Origin of the sequence: Halorientalis marina (genome assembly GCF_023028345.1) — an archaeon.
Taxonomy (GTDB): domain Archaea; phylum Halobacteriota; class Halobacteria; order Halobacteriales; family Haloarculaceae; genus Halorientalis; species Halorientalis marina.
Window position 1 is genome coordinate 3,314,684 of sequence record NZ_CP095487.1, and the last position, 17,945, is coordinate 3,332,628.

Genomic DNA, 17,945 nt, shown 5'->3' on the forward strand with positions numbered 1-17,945 from the left:
TGATCGATATTTCGCCCGACCCCGGCGTCGGACGGCGGAGGCGACCGTAACCATGTCCGGCAAAGACGAGTACTACAACCGGGCCAAACAGGAGGGGTACCGCGCCCGGTCGGCCTACAAACTGAAACAGCTCGACCGGACCACGGGCCTGCTCGGAGAGGGCCGCACCGTCGTCGACCTCGGGGCCGCGCCCGGCGGCTGGCTCCAGGTCGCCGCCGAGGAAGTCGGCGAGCGGGGCACCGTCGTCGGCGTCGACCGCCAGCGCATCGACCCGCTCGACGACCCCGCTGCCACCGTCGAGTACGTCCGCGGCGACATGACCGACGACGAGACGAAAGCTGAAATCCGCGACCGCGTGGGGAGCGCCGACGCCGTCATCTCGGACATGGCGCCGAACATGACCGGCGAGTACAACGTCGACCACGCCCGTTCGGTCCACCTCGCCCGGCAGGCCTTCGAGGTCGCGCTCGACGTGCTCGACACCGGCGGCGACTTCGCGGCGAAGGTGTTCGACGGCCAGGACGTCGACCCGCTGAAAGGCGACCTCGACGCGGAGTTCGAGTACGTCCGCGAGGTTCGCCCGGACGCCTCGCGTGACTCCTCCTCGGAGCTGTACCTCGTCGCGAAGGGGCGGCTGACCGCGCCGGTCCGCGAGGGCGACCAGGTCGAGGTCACCATCGAGGACATCGGGAGCGAGGGCGACGGCATCGCGAAGGTCGAGGGCTACACGCTGTTCGTCTCCGGCGTCGAGGAAGGCGAGACGGTGACGGTCCGCGTCGACGACGTGAAACCGAACTACGGGTTCGCACAGCCGGTCGAGACGTAGCGAGCGACCGGAAAGCGCGTCAGCAGTCGTCGTCGAACCGCGTCTGTGCCCGGGCCTCACAGAGCCAGCCCGGTTCCTCGACGGTCGTCGAGCCGATCCGGGCGACGCGCATCGAGAGGGCCGTCGTCTCGTTCTCGTACTCGTAGGTCACGTTCATCGACTGGACGAAGCCGCGTTGGTCGACGAGAAGCGTCGCTTCGAGGCCGGTCGCCTCCGAGAAGTCGCTCGGTCGGACGCTCGTGGTGTTGGTCGCGGCGATGTCTTCGCGCGACATATCGGCGGTGAGGACGCGATACGTGCGGCCATCGACGGTCCGCTCGCCCGCCGGCTGGAGGTCCAGCGGACGGACGTACCTGTTCACCCGGCGGTCCGCGGGCGTCGGCCCGAGCGCCCCCGGAATCAACTGGACGACGTAGCCGCCGCCGCTGGCGGTCGTGTTGGCGTAGTTCATCACGCCGCGGCGGTCCATCCCGACCTCGCTCGTCCGCGTGTAGTACTGCCGGGCCGTCGCCGAGGGCTTCTCGATGTACGTGTAGAGCGGGAGCTTGCCCGCGGAGGTCCGCTGGACGAACGAGTCGTTGATCCGGCCGCTCCGATTGATGCTCAGCCGGTAGTCGTACTGCTGGAGGGCAGCGGCGTGCCCAGCGGCGAGCAGTTGCGTGTCGACCGAGTCACCCTCGATCCCCTGGGGACCGTCCGGCGGCGTTGCCGTCTCCACCGGCGTCTGTGGGGCGTCGGTGGCCGTCTCGACCGGGTCGGCCTGTCCGGGCGTGTCACCGAGGATCGTGTTCTGTCCACCGGTCCCACCACAGCCCGCGAGGAGGGCAGAGAGGGCGACGAGCAGGATCGCGGCGCGTTTCATATCCCCACTCCCGACGGTCGGACTAATGAGGGCTACGGTCGGCGGTCACTCGTCGTCGATCCGCCCGTGGCGCGCGTCGATCTCGTCGAGCGTGTCCAGCGTCTTCCGGATCGACGCCCGGATCGCCTCGCTCCGGTTGACGAACTTCCCCTCCTCCCCGACGTGGGCGTCCAGGTCGTCGAGCAGTTCCTGTGGCACCTCGACGCTTATCTTGGGCATATCCGGATATTAGCGGACGGACGGATAAGCGATGCGACGGTGGCCGACTCGCCCCGTATCAGTTCGCGGTCGCGTCGGGCACGTCCTGCTCGGGTTCGGACTCCACGTCCGTCTCCGGGCCGGGGCCGCCGCCGCGACCGCCGAGGGTGATGAGCCACAGCAACGCGAGGCCGACGGCGTAGGCGAACGCGGCCGGGAGCGCGATCAGCAGCATCGTGAAGACGCCGCGGGGCGAGAACAGCCCGGAGAGGGCAAAGATGCCGACGACGACGTGGCGCCAGTAGGCGCGCATCCGCTGGACGGAGACGATGCCGCCGAAGTGAAAGAGCAGCATGGAGACCGGAATCTCGGCGAGCAGGCCGATGCCGACGGTCGTGTAGATGACGAGCCAGCCGAAGTTGTTGATCCGGTAGGCGATGACCATGTCCGCGCCGAGGGCGTCGGTCGCCAGCCAGGAGATGATCCCCGGTGCGACGTAGAAAAAGCCCAGCAGGCTCCCGCCGACGATCCCTACAAGGAGGGTCACGCCCCAGACGAGCATGACGCGGGGGTCGCCACGGACCAGTCCACGCTCCTTGAGGGCGGGCCAGGCGTAGTACAGGAGCAGGGGGAGCGTCACCACGATTCCCAGCAGCGTCGAGAACTTGATCATGAAGATCAGCGCCTCGACGGGATGGAGCGTGACGATCTCGACGTCCTGCTGGAGCTGCCCGGGCATCCGGGCGAAGAAGGTGTCTTTGACCCGGCGGATGCCGCCCCGGTAGAGCCAGCCGAAGGAGACGGCGAGGACGGCCATGAACACCGCGACCAGCCGGAACGCCTTCGAGGTCAGCGACTCCAGGATGAAGGCGATGTCGTAGTAGTAGCCGCCGATGTCGTCCTCCGTCGTCTCCTCCTCGGTGAAGGCGTTCACCATCCCCGCCGCCGTCTGCTGTGCGGTACCGCCCTCGTCGTCGGCCGCGTCAGCGTCCGCGCCGTCTCCGCCCTCGCCGTCGGCCGCGTCCTGCTGTGTGTCGACCTCGTCGAAGCGATCGAGGATGGCCTCCGCCTTCCCGGGCTGGTCGGCCTCCATCGCCGCGCCGGCCTTCGCGACGGCCTCGTCCTCGGACATCTCGGCGAAGACCTGGGGCGGGGCCGCGCGCACGCCGGCCGCGTCCAGCGTCGAGAGGTCGATGTCCGCCGGGTCGCCGGCGCTGGCCGGCGCCGGGCCGTGGGTCTCGCGGTCGGCCTCGCCGAGCGCCCGCGCGACGAGCGCGAACAGCGCGACGCCGACCGCGAGGGCGGCGACGAGGACGGCCACGAGGGCCGCAGCCGTCTGGTCGGGCAGTCCGAGTATCGTCCCGACGTGGCGGAACGGGCCGATTCTGGCCCAGCCGGGGAGGGAAGCGACCGCGCCGTTGAGCGCCGCGAGGCCGCCGCGGGTGTAGAAGGCGTAGACGCCGACGCCGGAGAGGAAGGCGACGCCGGCCAGCAGGTTCCAGCGGTCGCGGGCGACCGCGGGGACCGACACCTGCTCGCTACTGCGTTTGGCGATGGTGACCAGTTTCGCCATCTGGAGACTGAACCCGTAGAGCGCGATCAGGGGCACGGCCCACATGATCTGGGTGAACGGGTCGGGCGGCGAGAACAGCGCGCCGAACAGGAAGATGCCGAGGACGGCGTAGCGCCACTTGTCGCGGAAGGTCTCGTAGGGGACGATGCCGGCGTAGGAGAGGGCGCTCATCACGAGCGGGAGCTGGGCCGCGAGGGTAAAGGAAAGCGTCAGCAGGAAGATGAACTCGGCCCACTTGACGATGGAGTAGGTCGGCTTGAACCCCACCTGCCAGGCGTTGGTCGCCAGGAAGTCGAACATGATGGGGAAAAAGAGGGTGTAGGCGTAGAGGAGGCCGCCGGTGCCGAGCACGAGCGACAGGAGGAGGACGGTGGCGACCTTCCAGCGGGCGACGGCTTCGCCGGGCCAGTAGCCCCGCGCCCGGAGCGCGTCCCGGGAGTACCAGATGAAAAGCGGGATGGCGAGCAACACGGCGACGGCGATGCCGATTTTCACCTGCAGGAGGATGACGTCGAACGGCGTGATGGCGACGACCTCGGTCTCGGCGAACGCCTCCGGGTGGTCCGCGCTGAGGCGGGCGAAGAGGTCGTTTTTGAGGAGGTCCCAGCCGAACTTCCGGAGGAACCAGATCGTCCCGACGAGGCCGAGGACGGCGACGATGAACACCTTCTGGAGGTCCTGCTGGGCGGACCGCAGCATCGCGCCGGCCGTCTCCCGTCCGCTGGCGACGGCTCGACGGGTGTCGTCGTCGATAGCCCCGGACATACGTTTCTCACGGATGGTAGCCGACTGGTCGTTATCAATCTATTCGTCTGGACCGGCCACGGACCCCCCACGGCGGGCCGTCTCGGCCGGCGGGAAAAGAAGGCTTACAATACCCGATGTGTAACTCGGGACCGAATGAGCGACGGCGAACCGGGGGTCGCGGACGGCGGTGAGCCGGGCGTCGCCGACGGCAACGAACCCGGCCTCTACCCCGAGATGGACGTCGACGAGCCCCCACCAGCCCCCGGGCACGAGGGTGCCCCCGACGACGAGGAGATGCCGCTGGCGGACCACATCGAGGAGATGGTTCGCCGACTCGGCGTCGTCGTCCTCGTCATGGCCGTCATCGCCGGTATCGCGTTCCCCTTCGGCGACCGCATCATCAACTTCCTCTGGTACAACGTCCTCCCCGGCGGCGACGTGGCCCGGCCGCACGTCTACCACCCGCTCGCGCTGATGCTGGCCCGGCTGAAGGTCTCGACGCTGGCCGGCTTCATCGTTGCCCTCCCCGTGTTCGTCTACGAGACGTACCTGTTCATGCGCCCCGGCCTCTACCCCCGCGAGCGGAAGTACTACCTCGCCGCGGTCCCGACGAGCGTCGTCCTCGCCGCGGTCGGGGTCGCCTTCGCCTTCTATCTCGTCCTGCCCGCGATCTTCGTCTACTTCCTCTACTACTCGCAGGGCGCCGCCAACATCGCCTTCGGGCTGACCGAGACGTTCGACCTCATCGTCCTCATGCTGGGGACGTTCGCCTTCATCTTCCAGATTCCGCTCTTCATCATGCTCGCGATCATGATGGGCGTCACCACCCGCCGGTGGCTCGAAACGCGGCGGCTCTACTTCTGGGGTGGCTTCCTCACCCTCGCCTTCCTCTTCTCGCCGGACCCGACCGGGATGGCGCCGATCATCGTCGCCGCGACCATGATCACGCTGTTCGAGGGGACCCTCCTGCTCCTGCGGTGGACCGGCGCCGGCGGGCGCGGCCAGGGGCTGACCCTCGAGAGCTTCGAGGCGGCCCGGCCCGCTGTCTGGGTGCTCGGGGCTGGCGCCGGCTACGTCGCGAGCGCGGCGCCGATGCCGCGCTACTACGATCAGCTCCCGGCGGTCCTGACCGACGCACTGGCCGGGAGTGGCCTGCTGTCGGTCCCGCTCGTGATCGGCGGCGGGGCCATCGCCCTCTACGAGGGGCTGAACTACCTGCTCGCCCGGATGCAAGCCTCCGTCCGGGTGCGCCGGGCCGTCGCCAGCGCCCGGCTCCCGGTGTGGCTGCTGGCCGTCGTCGTCGGCTATCTCGGTAGTCCGAACCCGACGCTCGTGACGCGGCTGGACGTGGCCGCGCTGTCGCCGGCGCTCTCCGCGGCCGTCGCCGTCGCCATCGTCGGCGTCTACGAGGTCGGGATGGCGGTCGGGCGCTGGCGCCAGTCCGGGCGCGTCCGCTGAGCGGTGTCGGTGACGCCGCCGGGGCCGAGTGAGAACGCTCATTCCCCGCCGGCCGCTATCCTGCGGTAATGACGACCGTCGTGTTGCTCAGACACGGGGAGACCGAGTGGAACCGGACCCGACGCATCCAGGGGTGGGCGGCGTCGCCGCTGAACGACCGCGGTCGCGAGCAGGCCCGCGTCGCCGGCCGGTACCTCGCGGACGCCTACGATCTCGACCGGATCGTCGCCTCCGACCTCCGGCGGACCCGCGAGACGACCGCGCTGGTCCGTGACGAGGGTGGGTTCCCCGAACCCGAGTTCACCGGCGGCTGGCGGGAGCGGTCGTTCGGCGAACTCCAGGGGCTCCACTACGAACGGGTGTTCGGGGAGTTCCCGGAGTTCAACGGCGCCGAGAGCGGGACGATGGCCCTGGAGACGACGCCGACCGGCGGCGAGAGCATGCTCGACACCTACGAGCGGGTCGTCGACGCCTGGACCGACCTGCTCGCCGACGCCGGCCCGGACGACACCGTTCTCGTCGTCACCCACGGCGGCCCCATCTACGTCCTCCTCGCGTACGTCCGTGGCGTGGACCTCCCGAGCGCGCTCGACGGCTTCGAGCAGGACAACTGCGCCGTCACCGAACTCGAACACGACCGCCCGAGCGGGGAGACGGCGGTCGTGACCGAGAACCACACCGGCTATCGCGACGACGACGCCATCGAGGAACGGGTCGACGTGGGCACCGCGACCGACGACGGGCGCTGACCCGCCGCGAGATCCCAGTCGAACGGAACCGCCGAGCCAGTGGCCTGCCCGACACTCCGAGAGTCATCGCCGACGCCAGTCATCGCTGACAACAGCCATCCACTATTTCGTATTTTTCGATCTGCCCCAGTAACGCGGTCGTTTGGTTTAGTATCGACCATATTTCGACAAGAGTACACAGTGTTTAAGGAGATAGAAAGATGTTCGTCAGAAAGTTTTATACCCGAGTGGTTGGTTCCTGCGTGTAGATGGTAACAGTCCACACACGTCGTCGGTACGGAGCGGTGTCGGGACGAACGGTGAGTGGCCGACCCCGCCTCGCGGGTCGGTCGATAGACGGTCGGCGTTGCGTGGCGTCCGGGGGGGTGAGTCGGACGCCGGCCGCGCCAGCGGTCCCGGGGCGAGCGTGACCCGTCGGACGGCGAGCGCCGGGTGGTCGCCGAACTAGCCGTGGTGGCTGGCGATTCGCGACCGGTTCGGCGGAGCGTCGAGGTCGAGTACTGGGTGGTCGACGAGGCGGGGCGGCTCGTCGAACCCGACGGCCTGGTGGCGGCGACGGCGGGTGCCGAACGGGAGTTCGTCGAGCCGCTCCTCGAAGTCAAGACGACACCCTGCGAGTCGACAGCGGAGCTGCGGACCGAGCTGTTCGACCGCCTGCGGCGCGTGCTGGACCGGGCCGACGAACTCGGGCTGGGGCTCGTCCCGCTCGCGACACCGGTCGACGGCGACGACATCGCGGAGCTCCCGAGCGACAGGACCCGGATTCAAAACGAGGTCGTCGGCGCGGACTTCGAGTACGTCCGCCACTGTGCGGGCACGCACATCCACGTCGAACAGGAGCCGGGGCGGGAGATCGACCAGCTGAATACGCTCATCGCGCTGGACCCGGCGCTGGCGCTGGTCAACTCCAGCCCGTACTTCCGGGGCCGGCGCGTGGCCGCCGGCGCCCGCTCGAAACTGTACCGCCGGCTGGCGTACGACGGGCTCGACCACCAGGGCCGGCTGTGGCCCTACGTCGAGGACATCGGCGAGTGGGACCGCCGGCTGGATCGCCGATACGAGGAGTTCGTGGCCGCGGCCGTCGACGCGGGTGTCGACCGGTCGCGGGTCGCGGAGTCGTTCGACCCCGAGAGCGCGGTCTGGACGCCCGTCCAGCTCCGGGAGACGTTCGGGACCGTCGAGTGGCGCTCGCCCGATGCCACCCTCCCGAGCCAGGTGATCCGGCTCGCCGACGACATCGCGGGCGTGATCGAACGGCTCCGTGACACACCCGTTCGGGTCGGCGGCGATATCGGGCGCGTCGGCGACGACGAGATCGTCCTCCCGCCGTTCGAGGCGGTCCTCGAGTACGTCGACACCGCCATCGAGGAGGGACTATCGGCGACGGCAGTTCGGTCGTACCTCGACCGGATGGGGTTCGATCCCGCGGCCTACGAGCCGACGACACACGCCATCGACGTAGACGGGCCGGTTTCGGCGGACGACACGCGCCGCCTCCGGCTCGACCACGCCGAGCGCCTGCAGCGAGACCTCCACCAGTCGCCGGCAATCGGGGCCGATTGAACATCGGTAGATAATTCGTTCGTAACTGGACGAACGGTGAAGTATATCCGGTCGAAAGCGGCAAGTGCTGTTCGGTACCGGTGCTATTTGTACGTAGAGCGTGAGAGAGTTTCGCATGGGCGAGCCACGGATCGCGCTGCTGAACGCGGCCCACGCGGCGGCCGACACCCGGCGGAACTTCCGGCGGGAACTCGACGCGGACCTCGTCGAGTTCGACTGTCCCGAGGACGAACTGCCGGCCGGGTTCGCGTTCGACGGATTCGTCGTCACCGGCTCCCGCGTCTCGGTCTACTGGGAGCGGGAGTGGATCGGTCGCCTCCAGGAGTGGGTCGGCGGCGCGGTCGAGGCCGGCCTCCCCGGGCTGGGCGTCTGTTACGGCCACCAGTTGCTCGCGGACGTCCTCGGCGGCCGCGTCGAGGCCATGGACGAGTACGAGCTCGGCTACCGGACTGTCGAACAGGACGGCGAGAACCGCCTCCTCGAAGGCGTGAGCGACGATTTCACCGTCTTCACCTCCCACTCCGACCGCGTCGTCGAGGCGCCGCCGGGCGCCACCGTCTTCGCGAGAAACGACTACGGCATCCACGGCTTCCGCAAAGGCCGGGCCTTCGGCGTCCAGTTCCACCCCGAGTACGACATGGAGATGGCCCGCACCGTGGCGGAAGGAAAAGACGATCAACTCCCCGCCGAGCGCATCGAGCGGGTACTGGACGGCATCACCGCCGAGAACTACGACGCCGCCCGCGAGGCCACGCTCGTCTTCGACAATTTCCTCGAGTACGTCCGCGAGGTGGGCCCCGAGCGCGTCGCCGCGGACTGAGCGGGCCGGTCAGTCGCCGCTCGGGTACTCCGTGGCGAAGACGTCCTCGACGAGGGGTTCGTCGTCGGCGTCGCCCTCGGCACCGTCGGTCTCGTCGGCCGCATCACTCTCGGGACTGACGCTCCCGGTCCGGTAGCCGTGGAGGTCGAGCGTGACGTGCTCGAATCCGAGATCGGCGATGTGGTCGCGGGCGGCCCGGACGAAGTCGGGGTCCAGCGCGTCCTCTAGTTCGTCGGGGTCGACCTCGATGCGGGCGAGGTCGTCGTGGTCCCGCACCCGGAACTGCTCGAAGCCCCAGGTCCGCAGGAGACGCTCGGCCTTCTCGATGCGGGAGAGTTTCGCCTCCGTCACCTCCAGCCCGGTGGGGATGCGCGAGGAGAGACAGGCCATCGAGGGTTTGTCCGCGACCGAGAGGCCGTAGTGGTCGGCGATGTCGCGGACCTCCGGCTTGGTGATGTCGTGTTCCAGCAGGGGTGAGTAGGCGTCGAGTTCGTCGACGGCCCGGAGGCCGGGGCGGTGGCCCTCGCCGGCGTCGGAGGCGTTCGTCCCGTCACAGACCACGTCGATGCCCTGCTCGCGGGCCTCGTCGAACATCGCGCCGAGGCGCATCGAGCGGCAGTGGTAACAGCGGTCGCCGTCGTTGCGGGCGAAGGCCTCGCTGTCGAGTTCGGAGAACTCGACGACTTCGTGGCGGACGCCGATCTCCTCGGCCACGCGGTTGGCGTCGACCAGTTCCTCGGCCGGGAGGGTCTCGCTTTTGGCCGTGCAGGCGACGGCGTCCGCGCCGAGCGCGTCGTGAGCGATGGCGGCGACGACGCTCGAATCGACGCCGCCGGAGAAAGCGACCAGCACGCCGTCCCGCTCGGCGAGGTCGGCCCGCGCGGCCGCCAGTTTCGCCGCCGTGTCGTCGGTCAGGGCGCCCGCGCCGGACTCGTCTGCTGCCATGGTCCGGCCTTCGCCACGCGAGCGCAAAAACGCGTTGTCTCCCGACGGCGACCGACCCCGCCGGAACCACTCCCCACCTGTTCACCGTTCGAAACGACCAAAGGTTTTAAACAGCCGGAATGAGCCGGCATCATTCCTTTCGGGGGGCGGGCGTACGGAGAGAACGATGGGGGGGACCGTCTACGGCATCGCCGGGGGCAAGGGCGGTGTGGGAAAGACGACGACCGCGATCAATCTCGGGGTGGCGCTGTCACAGCGGGGCTATCAGGTGGGGCTGGTCGACGCCGACCTCGCGATGACGAACCTCGGACAGCGGGTCGACCTGGACCACGAACCGGGCATCCACGAGGTGCTGGCCGGTGAGGCATCGCTACGGGAGGCACTCGTCGAGGGGCCGAACGGCATGGCCGTGCTGATGGGAGCGCGCGACCTGGAGTCGTACGCGAACGCCGAACCGGACCGGCTCCGGAAGGTGCTCAGCACGGTTCGGGTTCCCTTCGACGTGGTGCTGGTCGATACGGGGCCGGGGGTCAGCCGCGAGACACACGTGACACACGAGGAGGCCGACGGCACCGTCGTCGTGACCACGGCCGACGAGGTGGCGGTGACCGACGCCGAGCGGACGGCCCGGTTCGCCGAGCGCGTCGACTGTCCCGTCACCAGCCTCGTCGTCCAGCGGACCGGCGACCGCGAGGTAGCCAGGGCCGTCGCCGACCGCATAGGCGTGGACCGCTGGTACGGCGTGGCCGACCACCCCGAGGGTCACGACCAGCCGGCCGCGACGGCGCCGGCCAGCGACGCGGCCGCCGCCTACCGGCGAGTAGCCCACGACCTCCCCGTCAGCGAACCCGTCGCGGACGACGACACTGTGGACGTGTCCGACCTCGACGGGGACACGGTCGCGAACTGAGGATCCGAGAACTCTTTTGTCGTCCGGGAGGTAGTGGCGTCCGTCCGATGGACTTCGAAGCGATTCCGGGCGTCGGCGAGAAGACCGCGACGCGGCTGGCCGACCTCGACGACCCCGAGCGTGCCCTCCGCGAGGGCGACGTGGCCGCCATCGCCCGCGCCCCCGGCATCAGCGAGGGGCGTGCCGCACGCATCGCCCGCGGGGCCATCCGCGCCGAGCACGACGATCCCGGCGGCTTCCTCGGGACCGACCGCACCCGCGAACTCTACCGCGACGCGCTCGCCCTCCTGCAGGACCGTACCGTCACCGACTACGGCGCTCGCCGGCTGGAGACGCTCTATCCCAGCGCCGTCCGGTCGCGCATCGACGAGGTCCGCGCGTTCGCGGCCGACGCGATGGCCCGCGACCCCGACGCGGCCGTGCTGGACGCACTCGCCGCCGTCGAGCCCCTCGAAGAGCCGGGTGACGTGCGCGTCCGGGACCGCTGTCTCGCGACGAGCGACGCCGAGACCTACGCCCGTGCCCAGGAGGTTATCCCCGAGGTCAGCGTCGAGCTCGTCGACGACGCGCGGAACCTCTCGGAGCTCGCCCGCGGCTATTCGACCGTCATCGCGCTGGACGAGGCCTTCGCCGGCGTCGACCTCGACGGCGACGTGCGCGTCCAGCCCGACGCCCTCGACGACCCAGCCGCGGTCGTCCCGGAGCGCGTGCTGACCTTCTTCGCCCGCAACCGCGACAGCCTCCGGGCGGCCGCGCGGGTCCACCGCCACGCCGACCTCGACCCGCCCTGCGACCTCGACGCCCTGGAGGACGCCCTCGACCGCCTCGACGAGGACGGAACGGTCCGGGGCGACGACGAACTGGATCGGTTGGGAACGGCGGTCGACGACCTCGACGCCGCCGTCTCGACCGCCGAGAGCGTCGCCAACGACCGCCTGCGCGAGGCCATCGAGGAGAAAGACGTGACTATCGAGGGCTCGGACCTGCTCTCGCTCGTCGAGCGGGGCGCGGGCGTCGACTCCCTGCTCCAGCGGGAACTGGCCGACGAGTACGCAGACGCCGTCGCGGCCGCCCGCGACCACCTCGTCGACGCCCTCCAGTTGACCGACACGGCGGCCATCGCCCGGCGGGCGTTCCCCGACGAGCCGACCTTCCCCGTGACCCGCGACGAGGACGTGGTGAGCCGCCTCCGCGAGGAACTCACCGCCGCCCGGGACCGTCGCGCGACACGGCTGAAACGCGAGGTAGCCGGCGACCTCGCCGACGCCCGCGAGGACGCACGGGCGCTCGTGGACGCCGCGCTCGACCTGGACGTGGAACTCGCCGTCGCCCGGTTCGCCGGCGACTTCGACTGCACGATGCCCGAACTGGGCGGGGCGGGCGTCGCCATCGAGGGCGGCCGCTCGCCGCTTTTGGACGTGGCCTTCGAGGACTTGGAGCCGGTGGACTACGACGTGACGGGCGTGACGATCCTCTCGGGGGTCAACTCCGGCGGGAAGACGTCGACGCTGGACCTCGTCGCGCTGGTGGTTCTGCTCGCACACATGGGTCTGCCCGTGCCGGCCGACCGCGCCCGCGTCGAGCGGGTCACGGCACTGCACTACCACGCCAAGACGCAGGGGACGCTCGACGCCGGCGCCTTCGAATCCACGCTCCGGGAGTTCGGCGGACTCGTGACCGGCGTCGGCGACGGAGGCGGCGAGGGTGCGGGCGACACCGGCGACGGCGGTGGAACGGAGGACGACCGCGGCGCCGGCACGCTCGTCCTCGTGGACGAACTCGAATCCATCACGGAACCGGGCGCGAGCGCGAAGATCGTGGCGGGCATCCTCGAAGCCCTCCACGAGCGGGGGGCAACGGCGGTCTTCGTGTCCCACCTGGCCCGGGAGATACGCGAGACCGCCGACTTCACGGTCCAGATCGACGGCATCCAGGCGCTCGGGCTCGAAGACGGCGAACTCCGCGTCAACCGCTCGCCGGTGAAGGGCCAACTGGCCCGGTCGACGCCGGAACTCATCGTCGAGAAGCTCGCCGACGGCGACGGCGCCGACGAAGAGCAGGGGTTTTATAATCAATTGCTCGATAAGTTCGACTGAACGGCGCTGAAAGTCACTAGTATTGCCGCAATAGAAACCCACAGAACCTTCTACCGAGTTCGAGAATATGATGTCAGACGAGGTAGACGATGAGCTGACGGACGGCAGCGAGTACGACGGTCGGTACGCCTACGACCGTCGGAAGCTGCTGTCGGGACTCGGAACGGTCGGCGCGATGGCAGTCGCCGGCTGTTCGGGCGGCAGTAACGACACGACGACCACGGGCAGTACGGACACGACAACCGACGCAGCCACGGCAACCGAGACGATGCAAGAGACGACCACGACACAGGACGAGGGTGACACGGACAGCGACGCAGGCAGCGAGATCGGCGCGCGGTTCGGCTACACGGCGACCTCGCCGGAGGAGACCCCGCCGGTCGAACCGGACCACACGGTGACCTGCGAGATACAGCCCGTCGAGGGGCGGCCGATCCCGCAGTTCTACTTCGAGCCGGTCGGGCTGACGGTCGAGCCCGGTGACACGGTGAAGTTCCAGATGAACACGCCCCACCACAACGTCAACGCCTACCACCCGGGGCTGGGGTACACCCAGCGCGTCCCGGATGGCGTGCCGCCGTTCTCCTCGCCGGTGCTGACGGGCGGCGACTACTGGCTCTACACCTTCGAGGAGGAGGGCGTCTACGACTACATGTGTGCACCCCACGAGGTCTTCGGGATGGTCGGCCGCATCGTGGTCGGGTCGGCGACCGGCCCGGGTGCGAGCCCCATCGGCGAGGCGCCGGGCGGCGAGCGAGCGCGCCCGCCCGAGTTCACCGCCGCGCTGGTCTACGAGGACCCGGCGATGGCGCCCGATAACATCGCCTCCCAGGGCAGCGTCTCGTGGGCCGACCTCGCCGACGAGAGCAAGCGGCTGACGCTCGTCCCCGCCGAGGTCGGCGGGGAGGGTGGTGGCGGCGAGAGCGGGAGCGAGACGCCAACGCCGACGCCCGACGGGAACTGACGGCGAGGGGGCCCCGGCGACCTCGGTGGATATCGACCACTGAAACGGCCGACAGGGATAGGTGCGCGCCGACTCGATTCTGGAGTCGTGGCCGCCGAACTGGATTACCGGGCGCTGTTCGACGGGGTCGCGGACGGCCTCGTCGTCCACGACCCGGAGACGGGGGAAATCGTCGACGCCAACGACGCGTACTGTGAGTTACACGGGTACAGTCGGGAGGAGTTGCTCGAACTGGACGTGACGGATCTGACGGCCGACGACTGGGACCCGCCGGCGTCGCCCGAGACGCTCGTCACCGACGCCGACACGCGCGGGCAACGGACCTTCGAGTGGCAAAACCAGCGTGCGGACGGCGAACCGTTCTGGGTCGAAGTCACGCTCTCCAGGGTCGAGACGGGCGGAGCGTCGTACGTCCTCGCGAGCGTTCGGGACATCTCGGACCGGAAAGCGGTCGAAGAGCGGGTGAACCGGTACGAGACGTTCGTCGAGAACGCCGGCGACGGGATGTACGTGTTCGACACGGACGGGACGATCGAGTACGTCAACCGGCGCGTCGTCGAGACGACGGGCGTTCCACGCGAGGCGTGGGTCGGCGACACGGTCGACGTCTTCACCGACCGTGGACTGACGAATGACCCGCCGGTCGACGCGTTCCGCGAGGCGCTCGCGTCGTTCGTCGCGGACGACGCCGAGCACCGACGGATCGAGGTCGAGTCCCCGAACGGCGTCTTCGAAGCCACCGAGATCCGGCTGTCCGCGGTCCGCGAGGACGGGGAACTGGAGAGCGTCGTCGCGACGGTCCGGGACGTCTCGGAGCGGCGGCGATACGAGGACGAACTGGAGCGCCGGACCGAACAGATGGAAGTGCTCAACCGCGTCGTCCGCCACGACATCCGCAACGACATGACGGTCGTCCTCGCCTGGCTGGAGGAACTCGAGACCCACGTCGACGACGCCGGCCGGGACTCGCTGCAGCGGGTCCTTCGCGCGAGCGAACACGTCGTCGAACTCACCGACATCGCACGCGAACACGTCGAGGTCGTCGTCGGCGAGCGTGACGTGGACCGACGCCCCATCCGGGTCGCCGAGACCCTGCGCGAGGAGGTCGAACGACGCCGGGAGTCCTACCCCGGGGCGAGAATCGACCTGGAGACGCCGCTGCCCGCGGCGACGGTACTGGCCGACGATATGCTCTCCTCGGTGTTCCGGAACCTGATCAACAACGCCGTCCAGCACAACGACAAGGACACCCCCGTCGTGACCGTCACCGCGACCGAGACGGGGGACACAGTGACCGTTCGGGTCGCCGACAACGGGCCGGGGGTCCCAGACGACCAGAAAGAACAGATCTTCGGGAAGGGCGACCGCGGGCTCGACAGTCCCGGGTCGGGAATCGGGCTCTACCTCGTCCACACCCTGGTCGAGGGGTACGGCGGGGCGGTCCACGTCGCCGACAACGAGCCCGACGGCGCGGTGTTCGTCGTCGAACTCCCCGCGGCCTGAGCGGCCGCTGCCGAAGGATTAAGTGGGCCGGGCGGCTCGGTGAAAGTGAAATGGACGACGATCCCGAGGAGGGGATGCTCGGGTGGGACGAGTCCGTCTTCCGCGACGAACACGTCTTCGAGATCGACTACCTCCCCGAGACCTTTCTCCACCGGGACAGTCAGATGGAGAGCCTGAAGTACGCGCTCCGGCCGGCCGTCCGCGGGTCGCGGCCGCTGAACGTCATCGCCCGCGGGCCGCCCGGGACCGGGAAGACGACGGCCGTCAAGAAGCTGTTCACCGAACTCCGGGCCGAGACGACCGACGTGCGGGCCGTCCAGGTGAACTGCCAGGTCAACGCCACCCGCTACTCCGTCTTCTCCAGGTTGTTCGAGGGGATCTTCGACTACGAACCGCCCTCCTCGGGTATCTCCTTCAAGAAGCTGTTCGGGCAGATCACCGACCGCCTCGTCGACGACGAGGAGGTCCTGGTCGTGGCGCTCGACGACGTGAACTACCTCTTCTACGAGAACGAGGCGTCGGACACGCTGTACTCACTGTTGCGCGCCCACGAGGAACACGCCGGCGCGAAGATCGGCGTCATCTGCATCTCCTCGGACCTCGATCTGGACGTGATCGAGGAACTCGACGGCCGCGTGCAGTCCGTCTTCCGCCCGGAGGAGGTGTACTTCCCGACCTACGACGAGGGCGAGATCGTCGACATCCTGAACGAGCGAGTCGAGCGCGGCTTCCGGGAGGGGGCGGTCGGGCCGACCGTGATGGACAGGGTGGCGGCGCTCACTGCCGAGTCCAACGGCGACCTCCGGGTCGGCATCGACCTCCTGCGGCGGGCCGGCCTCAACGCCGAGATGCGCGGCGCGACCGAGGTGGACACCGAGGACGTCGAGACGGCGTACGACAAATCGAAGTACGTCCACCTCTCGCGGGCGTTGCGCGGCCTCTCGGACTCCGAGAGCGCGCTCGTGGAGGTCATCGCCGACCACTCCGGCGAACAGGCCGGCGACGTGTACGAGGCCTTCCACGAGCGGACCGACCTCGGCTACACCCGCTACTCCGAGATCATCAACAAACTCGACCGACTGGGCATCGTCGACGCCACCTACACCGACGTCGACGGCCGCGGCCGCTCGCGGGAACTCACGCTGGAATACGACCCCGAGGCCGTGCTGGACCGGCTCTGAGAGCGAAACGGCCCGCACCGTTATCCCGAGCGACCACGACCACACCCCATGTCACGACGCGTTAGCCGTCGCCGGCTACTCGCGAGCGGCGCGCTCGCGCTCGTCGGCGGTCTCGCCGGGTGCAACGGTACCGGCGGTGCAGGCAGCCCCGAGTCCGCGACGGACGCGGCCACCGAGACTGCCGCGACCACCGGCACGGCCACCGACACGGCGACGCCGGAGCAGGCCGGGTGTCGGATCACGAACGCGACCGGCGACGTCGACCCGATCCCGGTGTCGGTCGACGGGAGCGTCGACGACGACGCGGAACGAACGGTCGCGGTCCGCTGGAACGCCCGCGCCCAGCCGTCGATGGCGGCCGCCGACTCCGAGTACGTCCAGTACACCGCCACGCGGGGGCAGGCCTACGTCGTCTTCCGGCTCGAACTCTCGAACGCGACCGACCGCGAGATTCGGGTCGCGCCCTACGACCTCTTCGGCGTCCGGCTGACCGCTGGCGATCTCACGTGGTTCGAGGAAGTCACGCTGTTCGGGCTCGATGCCGTGTTCGAGCCCGGATTCGATCTGCCGCCCGACGAGTCACGGAGCGCCGTCCTGCCCTTCGAGGTGCCACGCGGCCTCGACGCGGTGACGCTGATCCGATACGCCGACCGCGACGAACGGGTCGAGGAGACGTTCACCGCGACCTGCGACCGCTCGCTCGCCATCGGCGTCGACCCCGTCTCGGAGTGAGACGGCGGATCGTGGCCGCCTTTTCGTGTTATTTGGTAACTCACAACAAGAGCTAAGCGGCTGGTGGCCCAACGCGGGGTATGGAGGCGACGAATCGGCCGACGTTCGACTCCGAGACGAGCGCGGAAATCTACGAGTACGTCGAGCGACACGGGACGGCGAAGCGAAACGTCGTCCTGGACGTGGTGTCGGCCTCAGCCGAGGAGTTTCGGGAGCACCTCGAGCAGCTCCAGTCGCGCGGCTACATCGAGGACGACGGCGGAACGCTCCGGGTCGCGCTGGACGTGGGTGCGGTGGAGGAACACGAGACGCCGGTGGGCCAGGTCGTGATCCGCCCGGGCCGACAGGCCGACTTCGAGGGCGTCCTCGAGACCATCCGCGACGTGACGGCGCGGGACACGTACGTCGTCGCCGAGAGCGTCGCGGAGCAACTGCTCCACGAGGACGCCGTCACGCGGCACAACCGGGTGAAATCGCGGGTGTTCTTCGTCGCGGTCCGCGACGACACGGTGATCGGCTGGACGCATCTCGACCTGCCACAGCTCTCCTCGCTCCAGGAGACGGCCCAGTTGACCGTCGGCGTCCACGAGGAGTGTCGCGGCCACGGGATCGGGAGCCTGCTCCTCCGGCGCGGCATGGAGTGGGCGGAAGCCAACGGCTACCGGAAACTGTACAACAGCGTTCCGGTGACGAACGAGCCCGCCATCGAGTTCCTCGACGACCACGGCTGGCACACCGAGGCCATCCGCCGGGACCACTACACCATCGACGGCGAGTACGTCGACGAGATCATGATGGCCCACGAGACGACGTGAACG

At 69.2% G+C, this 17,945-nt stretch carries 16 protein-coding genes; 12 read left to right on the top strand and 4 right to left on the bottom strand.

Annotated features, from left to right (window positions below; genetic code table 11):
* Positions 1-52: 52 nt before the first annotated feature.
* Entirely contained in the window at positions 53-826 is a 774-nt protein-coding gene (locus MUG96_RS17135; protein ID WP_246984702.1) for a 23S rRNA (uridine(2552)-2'-O)-methyltransferase, read from the top strand.
* A 19-nt stretch (positions 827-845) separates the two neighbouring features.
* Here MUG96_RS17135 and MUG96_RS17140 read toward each other — a convergent pair whose 3' ends face one another.
* The 3 genes from MUG96_RS17140 to MUG96_RS17150 are packed head-to-tail and all read right to left on the bottom strand — an operon-like array spanning position 846 to position 4,224.
* A complete protein-coding gene (locus MUG96_RS17140) occupies positions 846-1,688 on the bottom strand; it encodes a DUF7537 family lipoprotein (protein ID WP_246984704.1) in 843 nt (280 codons plus the stop codon).
* A gap of 45 nt (positions 1,689-1,733) precedes the next feature.
* Positions 1,734-1,907, bottom strand: a complete 174-nt coding sequence (locus tag MUG96_RS17145) for a ribbon-helix-helix domain-containing protein (protein ID WP_246984705.1) — start codon at positions 1,905-1,907, stop codon at positions 1,734-1,736.
* Positions 1,908-1,965: 58 nt separating this feature from the next.
* Complete coding sequence (locus MUG96_RS17150) at positions 1,966-4,224, bottom strand: twin-arginine translocase subunit TatC (RefSeq protein ID WP_246984706.1); 2,259 nt, start codon at positions 4,222-4,224, stop codon at positions 1,966-1,968.
* Between the two features lie 135 nt (positions 4,225-4,359).
* Between MUG96_RS17150 and tatC the strand changes: the two genes are divergently transcribed.
* From tatC to MUG96_RS17170, 4 genes are all read left to right on the top strand, one after another.
* Positions 4,360-5,664 carry a twin-arginine translocase subunit TatC gene (tatC, locus tag MUG96_RS17155; protein WP_246984708.1) on the top strand — a complete coding sequence of 435 codons (1,305 nt, stop codon included), beginning with the start codon at positions 4,360-4,362 and terminating at the stop codon, positions 5,662-5,664.
* A 68-nt stretch (positions 5,665-5,732) separates the two neighbouring features.
* Positions 5,733-6,413, top strand: coding sequence for a histidine phosphatase family protein (locus tag MUG96_RS17160; RefSeq protein WP_246984710.1), 681 nt, complete (start codon positions 5,733-5,735; stop codon positions 6,411-6,413).
* A 450-nt stretch (positions 6,414-6,863) separates the two neighbouring features.
* Positions 6,864-7,976, top strand: coding sequence for a glutamate-cysteine ligase family protein (locus MUG96_RS17165; RefSeq protein ID WP_373222120.1), 1,113 nt, complete (start codon positions 6,864-6,866; stop codon positions 7,974-7,976).
* Positions 7,977-8,091: 115 nt separating this feature from the next.
* A complete protein-coding gene (locus MUG96_RS17170) occupies positions 8,092-8,796 on the top strand; it encodes a type 1 glutamine amidotransferase (protein WP_246984714.1) in 705 nt (234 codons plus the stop codon).
* Positions 8,797-8,805: 9 nt separating this feature from the next.
* Here MUG96_RS17170 and larE read toward each other — a convergent pair whose 3' ends face one another.
* Complete coding sequence (larE, locus tag MUG96_RS17175) at positions 8,806-9,741, bottom strand: ATP-dependent sacrificial sulfur transferase LarE (RefSeq protein ID WP_246984716.1); 936 nt, start codon at positions 9,739-9,741, stop codon at positions 8,806-8,808.
* Positions 9,742-9,907: 166 nt separating this feature from the next.
* Between larE and MUG96_RS17180 the strand changes: the two genes are divergently transcribed.
* From MUG96_RS17180 to MUG96_RS17210, 7 genes are all read left to right on the top strand, one after another.
* Positions 9,908-10,651 (top strand): MinD/ParA family ATP-binding protein, encoded by a 744-nt coding sequence (locus MUG96_RS17180; RefSeq protein WP_246984718.1) that lies wholly within the window; start codon positions 9,908-9,910, stop codon positions 10,649-10,651.
* A 47-nt stretch (positions 10,652-10,698) separates the two neighbouring features.
* Positions 10,699-12,747: a helix-hairpin-helix domain-containing protein gene (locus MUG96_RS17185; RefSeq protein WP_246984720.1), complete on the top strand. Its 2,049-nt coding sequence runs from the start codon at positions 10,699-10,701 to the stop codon at positions 12,745-12,747.
* Between the two features lie 70 nt (positions 12,748-12,817).
* Positions 12,818-13,711, top strand: coding sequence for a cupredoxin domain-containing protein (locus MUG96_RS17190; RefSeq protein ID WP_246984722.1), 894 nt, complete (start codon positions 12,818-12,820; stop codon positions 13,709-13,711).
* Positions 13,712-13,798: 87 nt separating this feature from the next.
* The gene (locus tag MUG96_RS17195) at positions 13,799-15,214 is read left to right on the top strand and encodes a PAS domain S-box protein (RefSeq protein WP_246984725.1); all 1,416 of its coding nucleotides are present in this window, start codon (positions 13,799-13,801) and stop codon (positions 15,212-15,214) included.
* Between the two features lie 50 nt (positions 15,215-15,264).
* On the top strand, positions 15,265-16,395 hold the full coding sequence (locus MUG96_RS17200; protein WP_246984727.1) for an ORC1-type DNA replication protein: 1,131 nt from the start codon (positions 15,265-15,267) through the stop codon (positions 16,393-16,395).
* A gap of 48 nt (positions 16,396-16,443) precedes the next feature.
* On the top strand, positions 16,444-17,127 hold the full coding sequence (locus tag MUG96_RS17205; protein WP_246984729.1) for a hypothetical protein: 684 nt from the start codon (positions 16,444-16,446) through the stop codon (positions 17,125-17,127).
* 80 nt (positions 17,128-17,207) lie between these two features.
* Positions 17,208-17,942 (top strand): GNAT family N-acetyltransferase, encoded by a 735-nt coding sequence (locus MUG96_RS17210; RefSeq protein WP_246984731.1) that lies wholly within the window; start codon positions 17,208-17,210, stop codon positions 17,940-17,942.
* The last annotated feature ends 3 nt before the right edge of the window (positions 17,943-17,945 follow it).